15 protein-coding genes are annotated in these 21,785 nt (G+C 61.4%); 12 read left to right on the top strand and 3 right to left on the bottom strand.

Translation table 11 applies throughout. From position 1 onward, the window contains the following. Window positions 1-20 precede the first annotated feature (20 nt). The 10 genes from gltB to Azoinq_RS05490 all read left to right on the top strand — a co-directional run bounded on the left by gltB (window position 21) and on the right by Azoinq_RS05490 (window position 13,636). Window positions 21-4,715, top strand: coding sequence for a glutamate synthase large subunit (gltB, locus tag Azoinq_RS05535; RefSeq protein ID WP_216131295.1), 4,695 nt, complete (start codon window positions 21-23; stop codon window positions 4,713-4,715). Continuing rightward, window positions 4,716-6,185: a glutamate synthase subunit beta gene (locus tag Azoinq_RS05530; protein WP_216131298.1), complete on the top strand. Its 1,470-nt coding sequence runs from the start codon at window positions 4,716-4,718 to the stop codon at window positions 6,183-6,185. Between the two features lie 132 nt (window positions 6,186-6,317). Next, a complete protein-coding gene (locus Azoinq_RS05525) occupies window positions 6,318-7,016 on the top strand; it encodes a YEATS-associated helix-containing protein (protein WP_232368568.1) in 699 nt (232 codons plus the stop codon). Window positions 7,017-7,090: 74 nt separating this feature from the next. Then, the gene (gene glmU / locus Azoinq_RS05520; RefSeq protein WP_216131303.1) at window positions 7,091-8,446 is read left to right on the top strand and encodes a bifunctional UDP-N-acetylglucosamine diphosphorylase/glucosamine-1-phosphate N-acetyltransferase GlmU; all 1,356 of its coding nucleotides are present in this window, start codon (window positions 7,091-7,093) and stop codon (window positions 8,444-8,446) included. 9 nt (window positions 8,447-8,455) lie between these two features. Next, window positions 8,456-8,791 (top strand): hypothetical protein, encoded by a 336-nt coding sequence (locus Azoinq_RS05515; protein ID WP_216131306.1) that lies wholly within the window; start codon window positions 8,456-8,458, stop codon window positions 8,789-8,791. Window positions 8,792-8,794: 3 nt separating this feature from the next. After that, a complete protein-coding gene (gene glmS / locus Azoinq_RS05510; RefSeq protein ID WP_216131309.1) occupies window positions 8,795-10,621 on the top strand; it encodes a glutamine--fructose-6-phosphate transaminase (isomerizing) in 1,827 nt (608 codons plus the stop codon). A 421-nt stretch (window positions 10,622-11,042) separates the two neighbouring features. Then, window positions 11,043-11,486 carry a hypothetical protein gene (locus Azoinq_RS05505; protein WP_216131312.1) on the top strand — a complete coding sequence of 148 codons (444 nt, stop codon included), beginning with the start codon at window positions 11,043-11,045 and terminating at the stop codon, window positions 11,484-11,486. Window positions 11,487-11,953: 467 nt separating this feature from the next. Next, entirely contained in the window at window positions 11,954-12,445 is a 492-nt protein-coding gene (locus Azoinq_RS05500; protein ID WP_216131315.1) for a hypothetical protein, read from the top strand. A 138-nt stretch (window positions 12,446-12,583) separates the two neighbouring features. Further along, window positions 12,584-13,078, top strand: coding sequence for a DUF1851 domain-containing protein (locus tag Azoinq_RS05495; protein WP_216131318.1), 495 nt, complete (start codon window positions 12,584-12,586; stop codon window positions 13,076-13,078). Between the two features lie 294 nt (window positions 13,079-13,372). Next, window positions 13,373-13,636, top strand: coding sequence for a hypothetical protein (locus Azoinq_RS05490; protein WP_216131321.1), 264 nt, complete (start codon window positions 13,373-13,375; stop codon window positions 13,634-13,636). Here Azoinq_RS05490 and Azoinq_RS05485 read toward each other — a convergent pair. Then, on the bottom strand, window positions 13,564-14,691 hold the full coding sequence (locus Azoinq_RS05485) for an AraC family transcriptional regulator (protein ID WP_232368567.1): 1,128 nt from the start codon (window positions 14,689-14,691) through the stop codon (window positions 13,564-13,566). The two genes, Azoinq_RS05490 and Azoinq_RS05485, sit on opposite strands and share 73 nt — an antisense overlap. A gap of 124 nt (window positions 14,692-14,815) precedes the next feature. Between Azoinq_RS05485 and icmF the strand changes: the two genes are divergently transcribed. Further along, window positions 14,816-18,097 (top strand): fused isobutyryl-CoA mutase/GTPase IcmF, encoded by a 3,282-nt coding sequence (gene icmF, locus Azoinq_RS05480; protein ID WP_216131323.1) that lies wholly within the window; start codon window positions 14,816-14,818, stop codon window positions 18,095-18,097. A gap of 263 nt (window positions 18,098-18,360) precedes the next feature. Then, window positions 18,361-19,974, top strand: a complete 1,614-nt coding sequence (locus Azoinq_RS05475) for a methyl-accepting chemotaxis protein (protein WP_216131326.1) — start codon at window positions 18,361-18,363, stop codon at window positions 19,972-19,974. A 123-nt stretch (window positions 19,975-20,097) separates the two neighbouring features. Here the strand turns inward: Azoinq_RS05475 and Azoinq_RS05470 are convergent, their stop codons facing one another. Beyond that, entirely contained in the window at window positions 20,098-21,225 is a 1,128-nt protein-coding gene (locus tag Azoinq_RS05470; RefSeq protein WP_216131329.1) for a hypothetical protein, read from the bottom strand. Between the two features lie 58 nt (window positions 21,226-21,283). Next, window positions 21,284-21,760 (bottom strand): VOC family protein, encoded by a 477-nt coding sequence (locus tag Azoinq_RS05465; protein ID WP_216131332.1) that lies wholly within the window; start codon window positions 21,758-21,760, stop codon window positions 21,284-21,286. Between the last annotated feature and the right edge of the window lie 25 nt (window positions 21,761-21,785).

Below are 21,785 nucleotides of genomic sequence, written 5' to 3'. Positions count from 1 at the left end.
TGAACGAGGACTCTAGCGTGATGGATAGTGTTGTCCCAGGTGGGGCCGTCCCCGAACGGCAGGGCCTGTACGATCCGGTCAACGAACAGGACGCCTGCGGCGTCGGTTTCGTGGCCCATATCAAAAACCAAAAGAGCCACGGGATCGTTGAACAGGGTCTGGAGATCCTGAAAAATCTGGATCACCGTGGCGCGACCGGTTACGACCCTCTGCTGGGGGACGGGGCCGGGATTTTGCTGCAGCTGCCCGACGCCCTGCTGCGTCCCGAGGCGGCCAAACTGGGCATTACCCTGCCCGAGTTCGGCAGCTACGCCTGCGGCAACATCTTCCTGCCCCAGTCCGACAACGGTCGGCTGGCCTGCGAGTCCGCCGTCGCCCGGATTGTTCATGAAGAAGGTCAGGTTTTCCTCGGCTGGCGGGATGTGCCCCGGAACAACCAGGGGCTGGCCCAGGCCGCCAAGGATTCCGAGCCCGTGGTGCGCCAAGTCTTCATCGGCAAGGGCGCCAATGTGGCGGACCAGGACGGCTTTGAACGCAAGCTGTTCGTGATCCGCAAGCGGGTCGAACATGCGGTGCGCAAGCTCAAGCTGGATGACGGCAGCCAGTTCTATATTCCGTCCCTGTCTTCCCGGACCATTGTTTACAAGGGCTTGCTGCTGGCTCATCAGGTGGGTGAATACTTCTCCGACCTGGAGGACCCCCGTTGCGTTTCCGCCCTGGCTTTGGTGCACCAACGCTTCTCCACCAACACCTTCCCCACCTGGGATTTGTCCCATCCGTTCCGAATGATTGCCCACAACGGTGAAATCAACACCGTCCGGGGCAACGTGAACTGGATGAAGGCCCGGCAAAAGGCCATGGAATCCAAGTGGCTGGCTGAGGATCTGGATAAGCTCTGGCCCCTGATCCAGGAAGGTCAGTCCGATTCCGCTTGTTTCGACAATGCCCTGGAATTGCTGACCATGGGCGGCTACAGCCTAGCCCATGCCATGATGATGCTGATCCCGGAAGCCTGGGCCGGCAATCCCCTCATGGACGAAGAACGGCGCGCCTTCTACGAATACCATGCCGCCCTGATGGAACCCTGGGATGGCCCCGCCGCCGTGGCCTTCACCGACGGTCGTCAAATTGGCGCCACCCTGGACCGGAATGGCCTGCGTCCCGCCCGTTATTTGGTAACGGAAGACGACGTGGTGCTGATGGCCTCCGAAATGGGGGTGCTGACTTTCCCCCAAGAAAAGATCGTCAAGAAATGGCGTCTCCAGCCCGGGAAGATGTTCCTCATCGACCTGGAACAAGGCCGCATTATCGATGACCAGGAACTGAAGCAATCCCTGGCCGCCGCCAAGCCTTACCGTCAGTGGATCGAGCAATCCCGCTACTTCCTGGGCGAACTGCCGGAAGCCGGTGGCGAACTGCCTCCCCGCTATGATTCCCTGCTGGACGTGCAACAGGCCTTCGGTTTCACCCAGGAAGACCTGAAATTCATCCTCAAGCCCATGGCTGAAAAGGGTGAAGAAGCCACGGGCTCCATGGGCAATGATTCCTCCCTGCCCGTGCTGTCTGACAAGAACAAGCCCCTCTTCAACTATTTCAAGCAGCTTTTTGCCCAGGTGACCAATCCGCCGATCGACCCCATCCGGGAAGAGATCGTCATGTCCCTGACCAGCTTCATTGGGCCCAAGCCCAATCTGCTGGGGGAGGAAGAAACCTGCCCGCCGATCCGTCTGGAAGTGCACCAACCGGTGCTGACCAATGCGGATATGGCCAAGCTGCGCGCTATCGACCGTTCTACCTCGGGCCGTTACAAGTCCGTAGTGCTGGATATCACCTGGCCCGCCGCCGAAGGGGCGGAAGGCTGTGATAAGGCCCTGGAAAAGGTCTGCGCCGAAGCGGAAAAGAGTGTGGTGGCCGGCTTCAATGTGCTGATCCTCTCCGACCGTTCCGTGAGTCGGGACCGGGTGGCCATTCCTGCCCTGCTGGCTACCTCCGCCGTCCATCATCACCTGGTGAAGAAGGGCCTGCGCACTTCCACCGGCCTGGTGGTGGATACGGGGGCCGCCAAGGAAACCCACCACTTCGCCCTCCTGGCCGGTTACGGCGCGGAAGCGGTTTGCCCCTGGCTGACCATGGACACCCTGGCCGATCTGGCGGCCCAGCTGCCCGGCAATGTGACTGCCTACGATGCCCAAAAGCATTTCATCAAGGCGGTGAACAAGGGCCTGCGTAAGGTCATGTCCAAGATGGGCATTTCGACCTACCAGTCCTACTGTGGCGCCCAGATTTTCGAGGCCATCGGTCTTTCCACCGAGTTCGTGAAGCGTTTCTTCACCGGTACCGCCACCCAGGTGGAAGGCATCGGCCTGAAGGAAGTGGCGGAGGAAGCCCTGCGCATCCACCGTGGCGCTTACAGCCCGGACCCGGTGCTGGCCAATGCTCTGGACGCAGGGGGCGACTACGCCTTCCGCATCCGCGGCGAAGAACACATGTGGACGCCGGACGCCATTGCCAAGCTGCAACATTCCACCCGCAGCGGCAAGTACGACACCTACAAGGAATACGCCAAGATCATCAACGACCAGAGCAAGCGTCACATGACCTTGCGCGGTCTGTTTGATATCAAGCCGGCGGGCCCCCCCGTCGCCCTGGAAGAAGTGGAATCCGCCAAGGACATCGTCAAGCGCTTTGCGACCGGTGCCATGTCCCTGGGCTCCATCTCTACGGAAGCCCACACCACCCTGGCCGTGGCCATGAACCGGATTGGCGGCAAGTCCAATACCGGGGAAGGGGGCGAAGATGCGAACCGCTTCAAGCCGGTGAAGGCCGGGCAGAAGCTGTCCGAAATCATCGGTGCCGGTCGTATCGAACGGGATCTGGAACTGAAGGAAGGGGATTCCCTCCGCTCCGCCATTAAACAGGTGGCCTCCGGCCGCTTCGGGGTGACCTCCGAATACCTGGTCAATGCGGACCAAATCCAGATCAAGATGGCCCAAGGCGCCAAGCCGGGTGAAGGCGGTCAGCTTCCCGGTCACAAGGTTTCCGAATACATCGGTTTCCTGCGCCACTCCGTGCCGGGTGTCGGCCTGATTTCGCCCCCGCCCCACCACGACATCTACTCCATCGAGGACTTGGCCCAGCTGATCCACGACCTGAAGAACGTCAATCCCATGGCGTCCGTCTCCGTCAAGCTGGTGTCCGAAGTGGGCGTGGGTACGGTGGCTGCCGGGGTGTCCAAAGCCAAGGCCGATCACCTGGTGATCTCCGGCCATGACGGCGGCACCGGGGCTTCTCCCCTGTCCTCCATCAAGCACGCTGGTGCGCCCTGGGAACTGGGCCTGGCCGAAACCCAGCAGACCCTGGTGCTGAACCGCTTGCGCGGCCGCATCCGGGTCCAGGTGGACGGTCAGATGAAGACCGGTCGGGACGTGGTCATCGGTGCCCTGCTGGGGGCTGATGAATTCGGCTTCGCCACCGCTCCCCTGGTGGTGGAAGGCTGCATCATGATGCGTAAGTGCCACCTGAACACCTGCCCGGTGGGCGTGGCGACCCAGGATCCGGAACTGCGCCGCCGTTTCTCCGGCCAGCCGGAACATGTGGTGAACTACTTCTTCTTCGTTGCCGAAGAAGTGCGGGAACTCATGGCCTCCATGGGTATCCGCAAACTGGACGACATGATCGGGCGGGCTGACCTGCTGGACATGAAGGCCGGTGTGGATCACTGGAAGGCCAAGGGTCTGGATTACTCCAGCATCTTCTACATGCCGCCGGTGAGCGCCGATGTGGCCCGGCTGCATCGGGAAACCCAAGACCATGCCCTGGGCAAGGCCCTGGACAACACCCTGATCCAGGCCGCCAAGCCGGCCCTGGAAAAGGGCGAGAAGGTGGTCATCGAAACCCCGATCCGAAACGTGAACCGCACCGTGGGTGCCATGTTGGGCGGGGAAGTGGCCCGCCGCTACGGCTACGCCGGTCTGCCCGACAACACCATCCAGGTGAAGTTGAGCGGCACCGCGGGTCAGAGCTTCGGCGCTTTCCTCTCCAAGGGCATTACCTTCGAGCTGGTGGGCGAAGGCAATGACTACGTAGGCAAGGGCCTGTCCGGTGGTCGCATCATCATCAAGTCGCCGGAAAGCTTCCGGGGCACTTCCACGGAAAACATCATTGTCGGCAATACGGTGCTTTACGGCGCCATCGACGGCGAGGTGTTCTTCAACGGGGTGGCCGGGGAACGGTTCTGCGTGCGTAACTCCGGTGCCACTGCGGTGGTGGAAGGGGTGGGCGACCACGGCTGCGAATACATGACCGGTGGTACGGTGGTCGTGCTGGGTCAGACCGGCCGTAACTTCGCGGCCGGGATGTCCGGCGGCGTAGCCTTTGTGCTGGATGAGGACGGGGACTTCGAAAGCCGTTGTAATCTGGCCCAGGTTTCCCTGGACGGGGTTAAGGACGAAAAGTCCGCTCCCGCCCTGGGCGCCTGCAGCGACCTCTCCGGCCACGGCAAGGTGGATGTGCGCCATCTGGCCATGTCCGACGAAGCCCTGCTCAAGGGGCTGGTGGAAAGCCATCTGGCGGCCACCGGTTCGCCCCGTGCCAAGCAAATCCTGGACGACTGGGCCAATTACCGGGCCAAGTTCGTCAAAGTCATGCCTAACGAATACCGTCGTGCGCTGACGGAAATCGTTGCCCAGCAACAAAAGCAACAGGAGGCCGTGTAAATGGGCAAGCCTACCGGTTTCAAGGAATTCCCCCGTCAATCCGAGTCCTACGCGCCGATTGAAGAACGGGTGAAGAACTACAAGGAGTTCGTTGGTCACCTGACCGATGAACAAGCCACCATTCAGGGGGCCCGGTGTATGGACTGCGGTATTCCGTTCTGCAATAACGGATGCCCGGTGAACAACATCATTCCGGACTGGAATGACCTGGTGTATCGGGGCGAGTGGGAGAAGGCCATTACGGTCCTCCATTCCACCAATAATTTCCCCGAATTCACCGGCCGTATCTGCCCGGCGCCTTGCGAGGCCGCCTGCACCCTGGGCATCAACTGCGATCCCGTGGGGATCAAGTCCATCGAACACGCCATCATCGATAAGGCGTGGGAGAAGGGCTGGGTCAAGCCCCAGGCCCCGGTGATCAAGTCCGGCAAGAAAGTGGCCGTGGTCGGTTCCGGCCCCGCCGGGCTGGCGGCCGCCCAGCAACTGGCCCGGGCCGGTCATGATGTGACCGTGTTCGAAAAGAATGGCCGGGTCGGCGGTCTGCTGCGTTACGGCATCCCCGACTTCAAGCTGGATAAAGGCCTGATCGATCGGCGCATGGAACAGATGCAGGCCGAAGGGGTGAGCTTCCGCACCAATACCCTGGTGGGCGCCAAGTCCGTGCCCGCCGGGATCACCTGCGATGCCTCCAATTTCGTCACCCCCGAACAGTTGAAGAAGGATTTCGACGCGGTGGTGTTGTCTGGCGGCTCGGAAGTGCCCCGGGACCTGCCCATTCCGGGTCGGGAACTGGACGGTATCCACTTCGCCCTGGAATTCCTCATTCCTCAGAATAAGGAAGTGGCCGGGGATGGGGCTAACCCCATTTCCGCTAAGGGCAAGCACGTGGTGGTTATCGGTGGTGGCGACACGGGTTCCGACTGCGTCGGCACCTCCAACCGTCACGGCGCCCTGTCCATCACCCAGCTGGAATTGATGCCCCGTCCGCCGGAAGAGGAAAACAAGCCCCTGACCTGGCCCTACTGGCCCATCAAGCTGCGCACCTCCTCTTCCCACAAGGAAGGCTGCGTGCGGGAATTTGCCGTGGCTTCCAAGGAATTCGTCACCGACGGTAATGGCCACGTGAAGGCCCTGAAGGCGGTGCGGGTGGAATGGAAGGACGGCAAGATGGTGGAAGTCCCCGGCTCTGAGTTTGAATTGCAGGCGGATCTGGTGCTCCTGGCCATGGGCTTTGTCCATCCCATCTCCCCCATCCTGGAAGCTTTTGGGGTGAACAAGGACCGGCGCGGCAACATCGCTGCCAGCACGGAAGGGGAAGGCTGCTACGCCACCAACGTGCCCAAGGTGTTTGCCGCTGGCGACATGCGCCGGGGCCAATCCCTGGTGGTTTGGGCCATCCGGGAAGGGCGCCAATGCGCCCGGGCGGTGGATGCTTTCCTGAACGGCGGCAAAACCCTGCTGCCCCGCTAAGGCCTTTAGGTACCTAACCGACAAAACCCCGCCCTGGTGCGGGGTTTTGTTTTGGCAGGGACCGTCCCCTGTGGCATATTACGACCTTCATCCGGGGAGGCAGAAAAGATGGATTTGCAGACGGCAACACAAATGGGGACGAGCAGCGGCCTGGATATCAGCCTGCTGATCATCTGCGCCATTCTGGTGGCCATGGGCATACTGGGGGGCCTGGCCAATTATTTCCTGCGGGACCGGCAAAACGACGGGGAGCGGAACGACGGGCTCAAGTACCCGGTGTTGGGGGTGGTGGCCGCTCTCACCGTCCCCCTTTTCCTCAATATGATTTCCTCCACCCTGCTGGAGGGGGCCCGTTCCCGCCCGGTGGATTACTTCGTGGTGGCCGGTTTCTGTCTTCTCTACGTGGTGGCTTCCCGCCGCCTGTTTGAAAACATGGCTAACAAGCTGCTCTCCCAGTTGGATCAGGTGAAGGGGGATGTGCGCCAGCTCAAGGAGCGTAAGCCCGAGCCGGTGGTGATGCCGGCCCCGGTCAAAGAGCCGGTGGAAGTTCGGGAACCCCGCCCGGACCCCAAGGATGCCCTCTCCTATAATGATGTGGAATTGCTCCGGGCCGTGGCGGACGACTGCTACGTGTACGGCAACCTGGCCGCCCTGGAAGACAAGACGGGCCTGGCCCGAGACGTGATCAGCCAGCGCCTGACCATCCTCAAGAACCAGGGGATTATCGAAACCCGGATCAACGAAAAGAACGTGCTCCACTGGTTTGTTTCCAACAAGGGCCGCCAGATGCTGGCGGAAATCCTGGGCCAGGAAGAAAAGAAAAGCGCCTGATAGCCCTTGTCCTTACTCGCATTGACGCGCCACCGCCCGGTCCCGGGCGGTGTTTCCTTTAACTGGATATTTTCATGAATGTGGTGATTCTCGCTGCCGGTAAAGGCAAGCGTATGCATTCCAATTTGCCCAAAGTGCTCCATCCCTTGGCGGGCAAGCCCCTTCTGGGCCATGTCCTGGATACGGCCCGTTCCTTGGCCCCGGAAAGCCTCTGCGTGGTGGTGGGCCACGGGGGCGAGGTGGTGCGCCAAGCCGTAGCCGCCCCGGATGTGCAATTCGGGGAGCAAAGCCCCCAACTGGGCACCGGCCATGCGGTGCAGCAGGCCCTGCCCTACCTGGGCCAGGGCAGCCATACCCTGGTGCTGTACGGAGACGTGCCCCTGGTGCAGGAAAGCACCCTGAAGCGCCTCCTGGCGGCAGCCCAAGACGGTCTGGCCGTGCTCACCGTGGACCTGGATAACCCCCAGGGCTACGGCCGTATCCTGCGCAATCCTGCCGGGCAGGTGACCGCCATTGTGGAAGAAAAAGACGCCAGCGACGCCCAGCGGGCCATCCGGGAAGTGAATACGGGCATTATGGCCATACCCACAGCCCATCTGGCCGACTGGCTGGGTGCCCTCTCCAATAACAACGCCCAGGGAGAATACTATCTGACCGACCTGATCGGTCTGGCGGTGACCCAGGGGGTGCCGGTGCGCACAGCCCATCCGGAAGGCCCCTGGGAAGTGCTGGGGGTGAATAGCAAGACCCAGCTGGCCGAGCTGGAACGCATTCTCCAGGGGCGCATTGGGGCCCAGTTGCTGGAAGCCGGGGTGCGTCTGGCCGATCCGGCCCGCCTGGATGTGCGGGGTGAACTGGTCTGCGGCCGGGATGTGGGCATTGACGTGGGCTGCGTCTTCGAAGGCCGGGTGGTGCTGGAAGAAGCGGTGGAAGTGGGCCCCTACTGCGTATTGAAAAATGTCACCGTGGCGGCGGGAGCCCGCATTGCCGCCTTCTCCCATCTGGACGGTGCCCGGGTGGGGCCAGACGCGGTGGTGGGCCCCTACGCCCGCCTGCGGCCCGGCACTACCCTGGAAGCCGGGGCCCATGTGGGGAATTTCGTGGAACTGAAAAACACCACCCTGGGGGCCGGCTCCAAGGCGAATCACCTAGCCTATGTGGGGGATGCCACTGTGGGCACCCGGGTGAATATTGGCGCGGGTACCATTACCTGCAATTACGACGGGGTGAACAAATTCCGCACGGTGATCGAAGACGATGCTTTCATCGGCTCGGACACCCAGTTGGTGGCACCGGTGACCGTGGGCCGGGGTGCCACCCTGGGGGCGGGCACCACCCTGACCAAGGATGCGCCCCCGAATACCCTGACCATTTCCCGTGCCAAGCAATTGGCCGTTCCGGGCTGGCAACGCCCGCAAAAGAAAGTTTGAGAGGTAAGTATGGATATCTATTTCACCCTGTTTGTCACCGTGGTGGCCCTGACCGTTGCCGTGGGGGCCATGCTGCTCCTGGTCGGCTATATCGACACGGTGCCCGCCTCCATCGCCTTCGGGTGGCGCTGGGCGGTCCTGACCCTGTGCCTGCCCCTGGCCGGTTCTTTGATTTTCTCCCTGAAGCACTGGACCGAGTTCGCCAAATCCGCCCGCCAGCTCATGATTGGCCTATTGCTGGTGGCCGTGGCCTCCGGAGCGCTTTATGCCTTCGGCCCCTATTTCGCCGTGCGGGCCGTGCATCAGGCCCAGATGGAACAGCAAAAGCAGGATCGGGGAGAGTAAGCCATGTGTGGGATTGTGGCTGCCGCCGCTGACGGCAATGTGGTTCCGGTATTGCTGGAAGGCCTGCGCAAGCTGGAATACCGGGGCTATGACTCCGCCGGCCTAGCGGTCATCGATCAGGGCCTGACCCGGGTGCGGGCCGTGGGCCGGGTCGCCCAGCTGGCCGCCAAGGCCGAAGCCGCTGGCGCCCGGGGGGCCACGGGCATTGCCCATACCCGTTGGGCCACCCACGGGGTGCCCTGCGAACGCAACGCCCACCCCCACGTTTCCGGCGGGCTGGCGGTGGTGCATAACGGCATTATCGAAAACTACGAGGCCCTGCGTCAGGAACTGACGGCGGCGGGCTACGTCTTCACCTCCGAAACGGATACGGAGACCATCGCCCATCTGCTGCACCACACCCTGAAGCAGGAACCGGATTTACTCAAGGCGGTGTGCGCCACGGTGCGGCGCCTAAAAGGCGCCTACGCCATTGCGGTGGTGAAAGAGGATGAGCCGGGCCGGGTCGTGGTGGCCCGGGAAGGTTCTCCCCTTATTCTCGGGGTGTCGGAGCAGGGCAATTACGCCGCTTCCGACGCCTCCGCCCTGCTTCAGGTGACCCGGCGCATCGTCTATCTGGATAACGGGGACGTGGCCGAACTGACCCCGCGTCGCTGGCGGGTATGCCGGGCCGACGGCACCCCGGTGGAACGGGCCGAATCCCAATCCTCCCTGTCTGCGGATGCGGTGGAATTGGGGCCCTACCGCCATTTCATGCAGAAGGAAATTTTCGAGCAGCCCGACGCCCTGGCCAACACCCTGGAGATGATCGGCAGCGCTAGCCGGATCCAGCCCGGGCTCTTCGGCGCCGAGGCGGAAGGCTTGCTCAGCCAGGTGCACTCCGTGCTCATCCTGGCCTGCGGCACCTCCAGTCACGCGGGCATGACCGCCCGTTACTGGATCGAGGCCATGGCCGGTCTCCCCTGTACGGTGGAAGTGGCCAGCGAATACCGCTACCGGGAATCGGTGCCGAACCCGGACCAGTTGGTCATCGCCATTTCCCAGTCCGGGGAAACGGCGGACACCTTGGCTGCCCTGCGCCATGCCAAGTCCCTGGGTCAAGCCAAGACCCTGGCGGTGTGCAACGTGCCTGAATCCGCCATTGTGCGGGAATGTGCCCTGCGCTTTATCACCCGGGCCGGTCCAGAAATCGGCGTGGCCTCCACCAAGGCCTTTACCACCCAGCTGGCCGCCCTCTACCTCCTCACCCTGGTCCTGGCCAAGCTCCGGGGGCGGTTACCGGAGGAAGAGGAAGCACGCCAACTGGAAGCCCTGCGCCACCTGCCCACAGCCCTGCGCCGGGTCTTGGACCTGGAACCCCAGATTCAGGAATGGGCCGGTCACTTCGCCATGAAGCAGCACGCCCTGTTCCTGGGGCGAGGAGCCCATTACCCCATTGCCCTGGAAGGGGCGCTCAAGCTCAAGGAAATTTCCTACATCCACGCCGAAGCCTATCCGGCCGGGGAACTCAAGCACGGCCCCCTGGCCCTGGTGGATCGGGATATGCCGGTCATTGCCGTGGCCCCCAACGACGCCCTGCTGGAAAAGCTCAAATCCAACCTCCAGGAAGTCAAAGCCCGGGGCGGAGAACTCTACGTTTTCGCGGATGGGGATAGCGGCTTCCAGTCCTCGGAAAACCTCCACCTGCTGCGCCTGCCCGAGTACGTGGGGCGCTTGTCCCCTCTGCTCCACGTGGTGCCCTTGCAGCTATTGGCCTACCACGCGGCCCTGGTAAAGGGAACGGACGTGGATAAGCCCCGTAACCTGGCCAAGTCGGTGACCGTGGAATAGGGAAGGGAGGCCCGGCCATGGAGATCAGCGCATAAAGTTGGTCGGGGTATAAGCAAGCAGAAGGGGCCGAAAGGCCCCTTTTTTATTTGCCGCGAAGAGAAAGGAACTTCGGGAAATCGGTGAAAGTTGAGGATCATGAACCGGGCATCAAATGTTAGCACTCGGCCATGAGCAGACCTTAGCTGTAATTGCCCATAGCAGACACCTGAGGAGGGCTTATGCTAATGTGCTGACCTGCCACTTTTTACGGATTTTTAGTAGCCATGTCCTCCAAATCCAATCCCGCAAAAACCTGTAGGCGTGACAGTTTCCGGCGATATGATGCCCCCAAGTTAGGGAGGCAGGCGCCCAAGTTATGCGTCAAAACTGCTCCCTAAAACAAAGTTGGGCACCATAAACCGCCCTCACGCTTTCAGGAGTCATGATGCATAAACTGTACATCGACGCGGAATTCAAGATCGGTAACGATGCTTGGTGTGCCGCCCATCCGGCTGGTTACGAGGTAGATTTGTCAGAGCCAATGATGAAGGCCGCCATTGAACTTACTGAGTTGCCTCAGCACGTATCGATATTGGTTGCTCTCCAGCAAACCGGGCTTTTGGATTGGGCGCTTTCCACTGCGTACGATGCACTGTGGGAATATCTGTCGAGGTACTTTCAGGCAATACCGCAGGGGGCTGAAGAGGCAACGGCCAGCCTCAAGATCAAAGATCAAGAGGGGAAGCTCAGAATCAGCATGGACGGAATTTCGCCCCGTACCCTGAATGGCGCAAAGATAGCGCTAAAGGACAAGGTAACTACTGATCCTGCGGGTGTCCAGTCGGCTGAACACACGATTGAAGTTGTCCTGGCGAAGCATCGGTGACCTGGTGCCCAACCCATCATTCGAGCGGACCTGCGCGAAAAGCCGCGCAGGCCGCTCAATTCAAACGTTAGGCCATTTGTCATGAGCCTGTTCCCCCACGACAAGAATCATTCACTCGCTATCGTTTTGCCGGGCCGATAGCGGGAATCTGAATCCGGCATTTCACGACTAAAAGGAGCAATCATGGCTACAGGTGGTGGAGGTAAAGGTGGAAGCAGTGGTGGAGGTAAAGGCGGTGGAGCTGGCGGCGGTAAAGGTGGTAGCTCGTCTGGCGGCGGTCGTGGTCAAGGCAATGGTGGCGGCTGGCCTAGCGGTACTGGCAACCCATCGGGAGGTGGTCGCAGTAATGCACCGACAGGCGGTGGCAAGAAGTAAAAACTATCCATCGTGCTTTGCCTAACCCTTCAGTCGAGAGGGACGCTCCGCCTAACGGCTGGGCGCCCCTCACTTCCACGTTAGGCGTCTCCATGAAAGACACTGACATGCATCCCTATGATGGGGGTGATTACCGCTACAACAGTTCCGATGCTGATAGAGAAAAGGCGACCCGCATCATCAAGAACGTCTTGGGCTTTAATCCAGAACCTAATGGGCTCGACTACTCACTGAATTTCTATAGCGGGGGCATTGGCGTCGATGACAGGCTTGCTATCCGCTGCAAGTTCACTCCATCTGATTGGTCATTGGTTATTGCCAAGCTGAATTTGAAGCCGCCGAAGAAAGTGCTTTTAAATCCAGAGTGGGGTGAAGACTTCGCGTGGCTTGTGAGTGATGATGAAACACCGAGCGATATAAATGGTGACAGTTGCAACTTTGTTAACGCCAAGAAAAAGGCGTTTCAAGACACCATATCGTTAGAGCACACGCTTCTCTTCACTGATGAAAGCAACGTAAATACTTGGTGTGTCGTCTGGGTCGTTAACGGCAATCTTAACTACCTCAGCTTCGATCAAGGATAGAAGAGCATGCCGTATACGCCTAACAATTCCGTCGAGAGGGACCGCCTGCAAGCTGTGCTTGCAGGCTCCCTTCGCGGCGTTGCCGCTACGGCGGCCCCTCATGTCAAACGTTGGGCGGCGTAAGCACACGGACATCACATGAGCTACTTCATATCTCCTTCCTCGCAGGCGCTGAAGCGCGCCCTTGAGTCATGGCATTGGCTTGATCTAAATGGAAAGCAGGTCATTCTCGTTACCGCCTTTGCCGATGTCTTTCTCTCGGCCGGCGATGGAATCTGGTTCCTTGATACGCTCGAAGGAAACATCAAGAGGCTCTTTGAAACCCGAGAAGAGCTAAACGAAGCACTCGCCACTGAGCATGGGCAGGACACTTACTTGATGTCTCCGCTGATCGACTTCTTGGTCAAGTCCAATATTTGTCTGGCCCCCACCCAGTGCTATGACTTCAAACTCCACCCGAGAGTAGGCGGCCAAATTGCACACGAAAACGTGGAGGCAAGAGATTTTGTGGTTGCGCTCAATCTTCGCGGGCAACTTCATGAGCAGGTGTGCCATCTCAAACCAGGAACGAAGATTTCTGGGTTTAAGCTCTCCGATGAACAACCACCAAAGCCGTGGTGGAAGTTGTGGTAATCCGCCGCCCAACCTATCATTCCACCGGGCCTGCGCGAAAAGCCGCGCAGGCCGCTCACTTCTACGTTCCTGAACGTCCGCTATTCCAAGGCACGACCGGCAGCAAAGGGTCGGGAGCTGTCCCCAACCTCGCTGGAATTACCGTCGTCAAAAGCCTCTTACGAGAGGCTTTATTCATGGGCCTTTGCCAGGGTTTCCCCCTGGAGCCGCCTATGCTTAAATGGAAGCACAACAATCGTCCATAAATCAGGCCGAAGCTGCTGGGAGGCGGCCGGAACAGTGTAGGAGGTTCCGATGCGTCATCTGATTTGGGTATCCTGGCCGTCCTTTGTGGCGGCGGCGTTTGCTGAACTGCTGTTTTTCCTGGTGATGGCACCGGAGCACCTCTATTTTCGGGGGTTGCCGGTAGATTTGTCCCCCATCGCCACCTATTCCCTGGGGTTCTTCCTGTTCTGGCTGATTTGCGGTTTTTCCAGCCTGCTCACCTATTTTTTGCTGCCCGGCCGCCCCGGCTTTACGCCCCCGGCGCCGGAACATTCCTCTCCCGCCACCTCCTGAAGGGGGGCAGCCGGGCTGTGCTGCCGCCATTTCCGGTAGGCCGTGGGGGAGCGCCCGGTCCAGGACTGGCAAGCCCGATAAAAGGCGGAGGGGTCCCCATAGCCCAGATCCTGGGCGATGCGGGCCACGGGCTGGTCACTGCGCATCAGGCGAGAAAGGGCCAGGTCCCGTCGCAGGGCTTCCTTGACGGCGCGAAAGCTGGACAGTTCTTCGGCCAGACGCCGGTGCAGGGTGCGGGGCGATAGGTAGAGGCGGCGGGCCACGTCCTCCAGGCTGAGGCTGGCGGGGAGGGCGTCCTGTAAGCTGTCCCGTACCGCCTGCACCGTTTCCCGGTCCCGCCGGTAGAGGGTGCTGATACGCCCGGGAGCGCCCACGAGAAAGGCGGCCAGATCGGCCTCGTTGCGGCGCAGGGGCAGGTCCAGGAGATCGGCGGCCAGTTCCGCTTCCAACCGATGGTGACCAAAACGGGGCCGGGCGGTGTAAATAGCCCGGTAGTCGCCCCCGTGGGGCGGTTCCGGATAGGGAAAAGCCACCTGATCCAGGGCTAGGCCCCGGGCCACCAGCCAGGAACTGAGGCCGTGGATGAGGCGCAGCAGCCATTCGTAGGCAAAGATGCGCCCGGTTTCCCCGCCCTGGCTGCGCAAATCCCGGCTTTCCCACAGCAGGAGCCGGGCTCGGGGCCCTTGGATTTCCAGGCGCATGTGGAGATCGGGGAGCACCAGTTCGAGAAAACGCCGGGCTCGGTCCAAGGCGACCCCCAGGGAAGGGGCCCCCATCAGGCTGCGGCAGAGAAATTCAAAGCAGCCTGGCCGCAGGGCCCGGGAAAAGAGGCCAAAGCCCTCATCCCCCAGACTTTCCACCACCCGGTTATAGAGATCCGCATAGGCCTGGAGGGGAATGCGGGGCGGGGGCGTCGCTCCCAGGCAGGCCCCCAGCCCCACGGCCTGGAACAGGGGCCCAGGGGGAATGCCCTGGTGGGGCAGGGCCGCCACCATGCCCGTGACAAAGCCCAGGGCCACGGTACGTTGCGGCGGGGGCAGGGGGGTGGTGGGCATGGGGCGTGGATGGCAGGGTGAAGATTGGCGGAGTTTGCACGAATTACGGCGGCCAGCGCAATGGCATCCTGGTGGGGGGCGCCTCTAAGATGCCAGTTCCTAATAAGAACCGGAGGAGACTGCCATGACGGACCTGAGCCTTGCCAAGAATCTGACGCCCTATAAGCCTACCCACAAGGTGCGCTTTGTCACCGCCGCCGCCCTCTTCGACGGTCACGATGCCTCCATCAATATCATGCGGCGGATTTTGCAATCCACCGGGGTGGAGGTGATTCACCTGGGCCATAACCGGTCCGTGGAAGAAATCGTGGACGCGGCTCTGCAAGAAGACGTGCAGGGCATTGCGGTGACCTCTTACCAGGGCGGCCACGTGGAGTTCTTTAAATACATGATCGACCTCCTGGGCCAGCGGGGCGGGGCCGATATCCGGGTGTTTGGTGGCGGCGGTGGGGTGATTGTGCCGGCGGAGATCGAGGGGCTCCAGGCCTATGGGGTGACCCGGCTTTATTCCCCGGAAGAAGGCCAGCGCCTGGGCTTGCAGGGCATGATCAATGAGGTGGTACAGGGGGCGGATTTTGAGCTCTCCAGTGCCGCCCCCCAGGACGAAACGGCGGTGTTGGCCGCCTTGGCTTCCGGGGACCGGCGCCAGCTGGCGCGGATAATCACGGCCCTGGAAAACGGGGCCTATCCGGAAACCCTCCGGCAACGTCTGCTGACGGAGGCCGCCCGGGTGACCCACACCCCCGCCCTGGGGATTACGGGGACCGGGGGGGCGGGCAAATCCTCCCTGACCGATGAGCTGGTGCGCCGCTTCCGCCTGGATCAGGAAGATGGCCTCAATATGGCCATCATTTCCATCGATCCCTCCCGCAAACGCACGGGCGGCGCCTTGCTGGGGGACCGGATTCGCATGAACGCCATCGCCCATCCCCGCATTTTCATGCGTTCCTTGGCCACCCGGGAAGCGGGCTCGGAAATTTCCCCCGCCCTGCCCGAGGTGATCGCCGCCTGCCGGCTGTCCGGTTTTGATCTGGTCATTGTGGAGACCTCGGGCATCGGCCAGGGGGATGGGGCTATTGTGCCTCTGGTGGATGTGTCCCTCTATGTCATGACCCCCGAGTTCGGCGCCGCTTCCCAGCTGGAAAAAATCGACATGCTGGATTTCGCGGATTTTGTCGCCATCAATAAATTTGACCGCAAGGGGGCGGAGGATGCCCTGCGGGATGTACGCAAGCAGTATCAGCGCAACCGGGAGCTGTTTACCCAGGCGCCTGAGGCCATGCCCGTCTTTGGGACCATGGCCGCCCGCTTCAACGACGACGGGGTCACCGCCCTGTATCAGGCCCTGGTGCCCAAGCTGGCGGACGTTGGCCTCCGTTGCAAGGAAGGCAAGCTGCCCCGGGTCTCGGTGAAAGCTTCCTCCCAGGGGCGGGCCATTGTGCCGGTGGAGTGTACCCGCTACCTGGCCGAAATCGCCGATACCCTGCGGGGCTACCACCGGCAGGTGGGAACCCAGGTCCGGGTCGCCCGGGAGCGCCAGGCCCTGACTCTGGCCAAAGCCCTCTTCGCCCAGGGTTCGGGGGAGGCCCAGTCCGCCCTGGCTCAATTTGACGCGCTGCTGGCGACCAAGGAGGGGGAACTGGAACCCCGGAGCCGCCATCTTTTGCAGCAATGGCCGGAAACCCGGCGGACCTACGGGGGAGAGGAATATGTGAGCACGGTGCGGGGTAAGGAGGTGCGTACCCGGCTGATTTCCCGCTCCCTTTCCGGAACTCCCATTCCCAAGGTGGTTCTGCCCCGCTTTGAAGATGATGGGGAATTGCTCCGCTTTCTCATGGAAGAAAATCTGCCCGGGGCTTTCCCCTATACCGCCGGGGTGTTTCCCTTCAAGCGGGAAGGGGAAGACCCGACCCGGATGTTCGCCGGGGAAGGGGATGCCTTCCGCACCAACCGACGCTTCAAGAAGGTCTCCGAGGGCATGCCCGCCCATCGCCTATCCACGGCCTTTGATTCGGTCACCCTGTATGGCTGCGACCCGGACGAGCGGCCGGATATCTACGGCAAGATCGGTAATTCCGGGGTGTCCATCGCCACCCTGGACGACATGAAGGTGCTCTACGACGGTTTCGACCTGTGCGCCCCCACTACCTCCGTGTCCATGACCATCAACGGTCCGGCCCCCATTATTCTGGCCTGCTTCTTCAATACCGCCCTGGACCAGCAATGGGAAAAGTTCCGGGGGGAGCGGGGTCGGGAGCCTACGGTTGAGGAGGCCACGGCCCTACGCCAGTGGGTCCTATCCACCGTGCGGGGAACGGTGCAGGCGGACATTCTCAAGGAGGATCAGGGCCAGAACACCTGTATTTTCTCTACCGAATTCGCCCTGAAAATGATGGGGGATATTCAGGAATTCTTTGTGCAGAACCGGGTGCAGAACTTCTATTCGGTTTCCATTTCCGGCTACCACATCGCCGAAGCCGGGGCCAATCCCATCTCCCAACTGGCGTTTACCCTGGCCAACGGTTTTACCTATGTGGAAAGCTACCTGGCCCGGGGAATGAATATCGACGACTTCGCCCCCAACCTGTCCTTTTTCTTCAGCAACGGCATGGACCCGGAATACTCGGTCATCGGCAGGGTGGCCCGCCGACTCTGGGCCGTGGCCATGCGGGACAAATACGGCGCCAATGAGCGGAGCCAGAAGCTGAAATATCACATTCAGACCTCGGGCCGTTCCCTCCACGCCCAGGAAATGGATTTCAACGATATCCGTACCACCCTCCAGGCCCTCATCGCCATTTACGACAACTGCAATTCCCTGCACACCAACGCTTACGACGAGGCCATTACCACCCCCACGGAGGAATCGGTGCGCCGGGCCATGGCCATCCAGCTCATCATCAATCGGGAATGGGGCGTAGCCAAAAATGAAAACCCCAACCAGGGCGCGTTCATCATGGAAGAACTGACCGATCTGGTGGAAGAAGCGGTGCTCAAGGAATTCGAAGCCATCGCCGCCCGGGGCGGTGTTCTGGGGGCCATGGAAACCGGCTATCAGCGGGGCAAGATCCAGGAAGAATCCATGACCTATGAGCACCAGAAGCACGACGGCACCTATCCCATCATCGGGGTGAATACCTTCCTCAATCCCAAGGGGAGTGTTCCCGTGGAAATTGAACTGGCCCGTTCTTCCGAAGCGGAAAAGCAGTCCCAGATCGCCCGGCTGCGGGACTTCCAGGCCCGCCATGGGGATGAGGCCCCTGCCATGCTGGAACGCCTGGGCCGGACCGTTATCGACAACGGTAATGTGTTTGGGGTGCTGATGGAGGCGGTACGGGTCTGCTCCCTGGGCCAGATTACCTCGGCCCTTTACGCCGTGGGAGGGCAGTATCGACGGAATATGTAAGCGGCTCCCCAGGTTTGACCCAACCCCTGTTTGCCCGGCCTTTGGCCGGGTTTTTTTTGCCCATTTTTGCTGCATTGCGGAAAGGTGGAGTAGGTCTATTCCCACAGCGCAGCCGAGTGGCGAAAAAAGTCCTGTGGGTGAGCGGTGGAGGGTGGGTTTATCGTGTTATTTTTATAGGGCTTTTTCCCGCTTTTGCTATTGCCGGAAGCTATAACCTTTGGCATATTAGCGGGCCATAATACACAAATACGTGGGGGATGTTCATGACTATTGCCAAACGCATGTTGGTACTGATCCTGGTGGCGGTTTTCGGGGTCGTGGGGATTGGCTTGTGGGGATTACGGCAGGCCAAGGTGATCGATGAAAACCTGGAATACATCACCACCAACAGTTTGCCCAGCCTGGGAGTGGCTGCGGCGGTGGAATCCGAGTTTCTGCGGATGCGGACCCGGATCATGTATCACCTGGCCCACAATGATCCGGCTCAGAAGCAGGCGGACGAGAAGCTGATTCAGGATCACCGGCAGAAGATGGAAACCCTGATGCATGAGTATGAGGGCTTGGTCAGCAATGACGAAGATGCCCGTCTGCTGGCCAACAGCAAGCGTTTGATTGGGGAATACAACAAGCTAGTGGATCATGCCCTGGAGCTTTCCCGGGAAAACAAGGTGGATCAGGCCAAGGACTATCTGTTCGGCAACGGTAAGCAAATCTCCGACGACACGGTGTCCAATATCACCAACCATTACCAGTTCAACGAGAATCTGGCTAAGGAGCAGGGAAAAAACGCGGCGGCCACCTATGAGAGCAGCGTGGTGGTGTCCATTGTGGTGACGGTGTTTGTAACCCTCTTTACCGCCGGGTTCGGCTTCTGGGTTTACCAGCATGTGGCCGGGTCCCTGGCGCGCATGGTGGAGGCCTTCGAAGCCGTCATGGCCCATCTGGACTTCACCCGGCGTATCGAAGTGCGCCATGACGACGAGGTGGGCAAGGCAGTGGTGGCGTTCAACGCCCTGGTTGAGAAGCTGCAAGGCAGTTTCCGCCAGATTGCCGACCGCACGGCGGCGGTGAATTCCGCCGCCAATCGGGTGGCTACCGCCTCCAAAGAAATGTCCACCGCCTCTAGCTACCAGAGTGAAGCGGCCTCCAGCATGGCGGCCACGGTGGAAGAAATGACCGTGAGCATCAACCATGTGGCGGATCGGGCCGGGGAAGCCAACCGGCTATCCTCTTCCTCCGGGGAACTGGCGGTGGGCGGCCAGGCCATCATTGGCCAGACCGTGGAAGGCATTAACGGTATTGCGGAAACAGTGCACCAGGCGGCCGAGCAGATCGCCCGCCTGGAAACGGACAGCGAACGCATCAACGCGGTGGTGGCGGTCATTAAGGACGTGGCGGACCAGACTAACCTCCTGGCCCTGAATGCGGCCATTGAAGCGGCCCGGGCCGGGGAACAGGGTCGGGGCTTTGCCGTGGTGGCCGATGAGGTGCGCAAGCTGGCGGAGCGGACCACCAAGTCCACCCAGGAAATTGCTGCCACCATCACGGAAATGCAGACCGGTTCCCAGAATGCGGTGCAGGGCATCCAGGCGGTGGTGGGCCGGGTCGAGGATGGGGTGGCCAAAGCGGAAAAGGCCAATCAGGCCATCCAGGAAATCGGCGGCAGCTCCCAGCAGACCGTGGCCATGGTGGGGGATATTTCCGACGCCATTCGGGAACAGAGCGTGGCCAGCACCAGCATTGCCCAGCAGGTGGAAAAAATCGCCCAGATGTCGGAAGAAAACAGCGCCGCGGCCCAATCCACGGCGGATACGGCTTCCGAGCTGGCTACCCTGGCGGCGGAAATGCAGCAGGTGGTTAGCCAATACCGTATTTAGGGGCTCTGGCTAAAGAAATGGCGCCTTAGGGCGCCATTTCTATTTCGGGAGAACGGTTAAGGGAAAAAGACCAGGGCGAAGCCGTTCTGGGGGCAGCGGTCCTCTGAGAGAGGGCGGCGATGTTCAGGAGGCAGACAGCGCTGCTTTCAGTTCCCGCAGCAACTCTTCCTCTTCCCCCTCCGGCAATTCGTGACCAGCGGAGAGAAATTCCGCCATGGTTTCCAGTTCCCCCAGGGTGTTTTCCAAAACCTGACGCAGGGTGGGGGCTTCAAACGGGTGGGGGCCCCGGGCGTGGGCGGCGACCCGGGCCAAGCCTTCTCCCACCCGACGGGGCGCGGTGAGGCCCAGGTGACCCGCCTGCTCCGCCAGGGCCAGGGCGGCCTTGGCGATGGTTTCCGGGTCCGGGTCCAGCTTGTCCAGTTCGTCCCGGATTAAATCCACCTGTTCGCCCACTTCCTGGGCGAAGAGCCGCACCAGGGTAGGGGAGGGGCGGGGAACCTGGGGTTGGGGGGCGGCGAGACGGGGTAGGAGCAGCTCCACCCGCTGGGCGAAGGAGGCCAGACCGAGCAGTTCCTTTTCCCCCAGCAATTCCAGGGTGGCGGCCATGGCGGCTCGCAGATAGGGATCGTCGGCGGCACCGGGGCTTTCCAGCCGATCCGCCACTTCCGCCAGCCCTTCCGTGAGGGCCAGGGTCTCCGGCAGGCCGAGCTGGGTGGCAGCGCTGCACAGGCTGGTGATGGCCCGGCGGAAGGCGCTGCCATGGACGTCTTCCGGGTCGTTCCAGGCCGCTTCCAGGTCCCGGCAGCCTTCCTGCCACTGGGCGACCGCGGCTTCGTCCAATTGGGGCGGCGGGGGCGGTTGCAGCAGGCTGATGAGTTCGGTGGGGGGCGGTGCATGGCCGCTGCCTTGGCGCAGCAGTTCCCCCAGTTCTTCCTCCAGGGAAGTTAAGGCTTCCCGGCTGTCTTCCAGCACATTGCGCATCTGGAGATCGATGCGGGCGCAGAGACGGCGGGTTTCCCCGTTGACCGTGAGGGCGCCGTCGGAAATGGCGCGGAGAAAGGTCTGGGCGGTGGCCCAGAAGGGATGGGCGTATTCGTCGCCCTCCAGGTGGGGGGCTAAATCCCGCAGGGCACCCCGCATTTCCGGCAGCCCCGCCGGGTCACCGGCGGCGTGCAGCCAGGTGAGCATGCCCCGCTGGTAGCGGCTGCGGGCCGCACGGCAGACTTGAATAAGGGCGCTGGACGGGGGCATGAATAGTGGTCATGGCCGGTGAGCCGGGGGCGGGGAGCCCCCGGTGCCAGCCTAAAGCTTAGGCGGCCAGTTTGGCGAAGGCGTCGATAACTTCCTGGGGGGCTTGCACCATTTCGATCAGCACCCCTTCCCCGGCGATGGGGAACTGGTCATTGGCCTTGGGGTGGAGGAAGCAGATGTCGAAACCGGCGGCGCCTTTACGGATGCCCCCGGGCGCGAAGCGCACACCCTGGGCGGTGAGCCATTCCACGGCCTTGGGCAGGTCATCGATCCACAGGCCCACGTGGTTCAGGGGGGTGGTGTGGACGGCGGGCTTCTTTTCCGGGTCCATGGGCTGCATCAGATCCACTTCCACCTTGAAGGGGCCCTTGCCCATGGCGCAGATGTCCTCATCCACGTTTTCCCGTTCGCTTTGGAAATTGCCGGTGATGTCCAGGCCGAACATGTCCACCCAGAGGGTGCGCAGCCGGTCCTTGGAAGGGCCGCCAATGGCAATTTGTTGAACGCCGAGAACCTTGAAGGGACGCTGACTCATAATGACTCCTTGGAGAGGGATGGGG

This window comes from Azospira inquinata, assembly GCF_018905915.1.
Classification (GTDB): Bacteria; Pseudomonadota; Gammaproteobacteria; order Burkholderiales; family Rhodocyclaceae; genus Azospira; species Azospira inquinata.
This window is presented reverse-complemented; position numbering and strand designations above follow the sequence as displayed.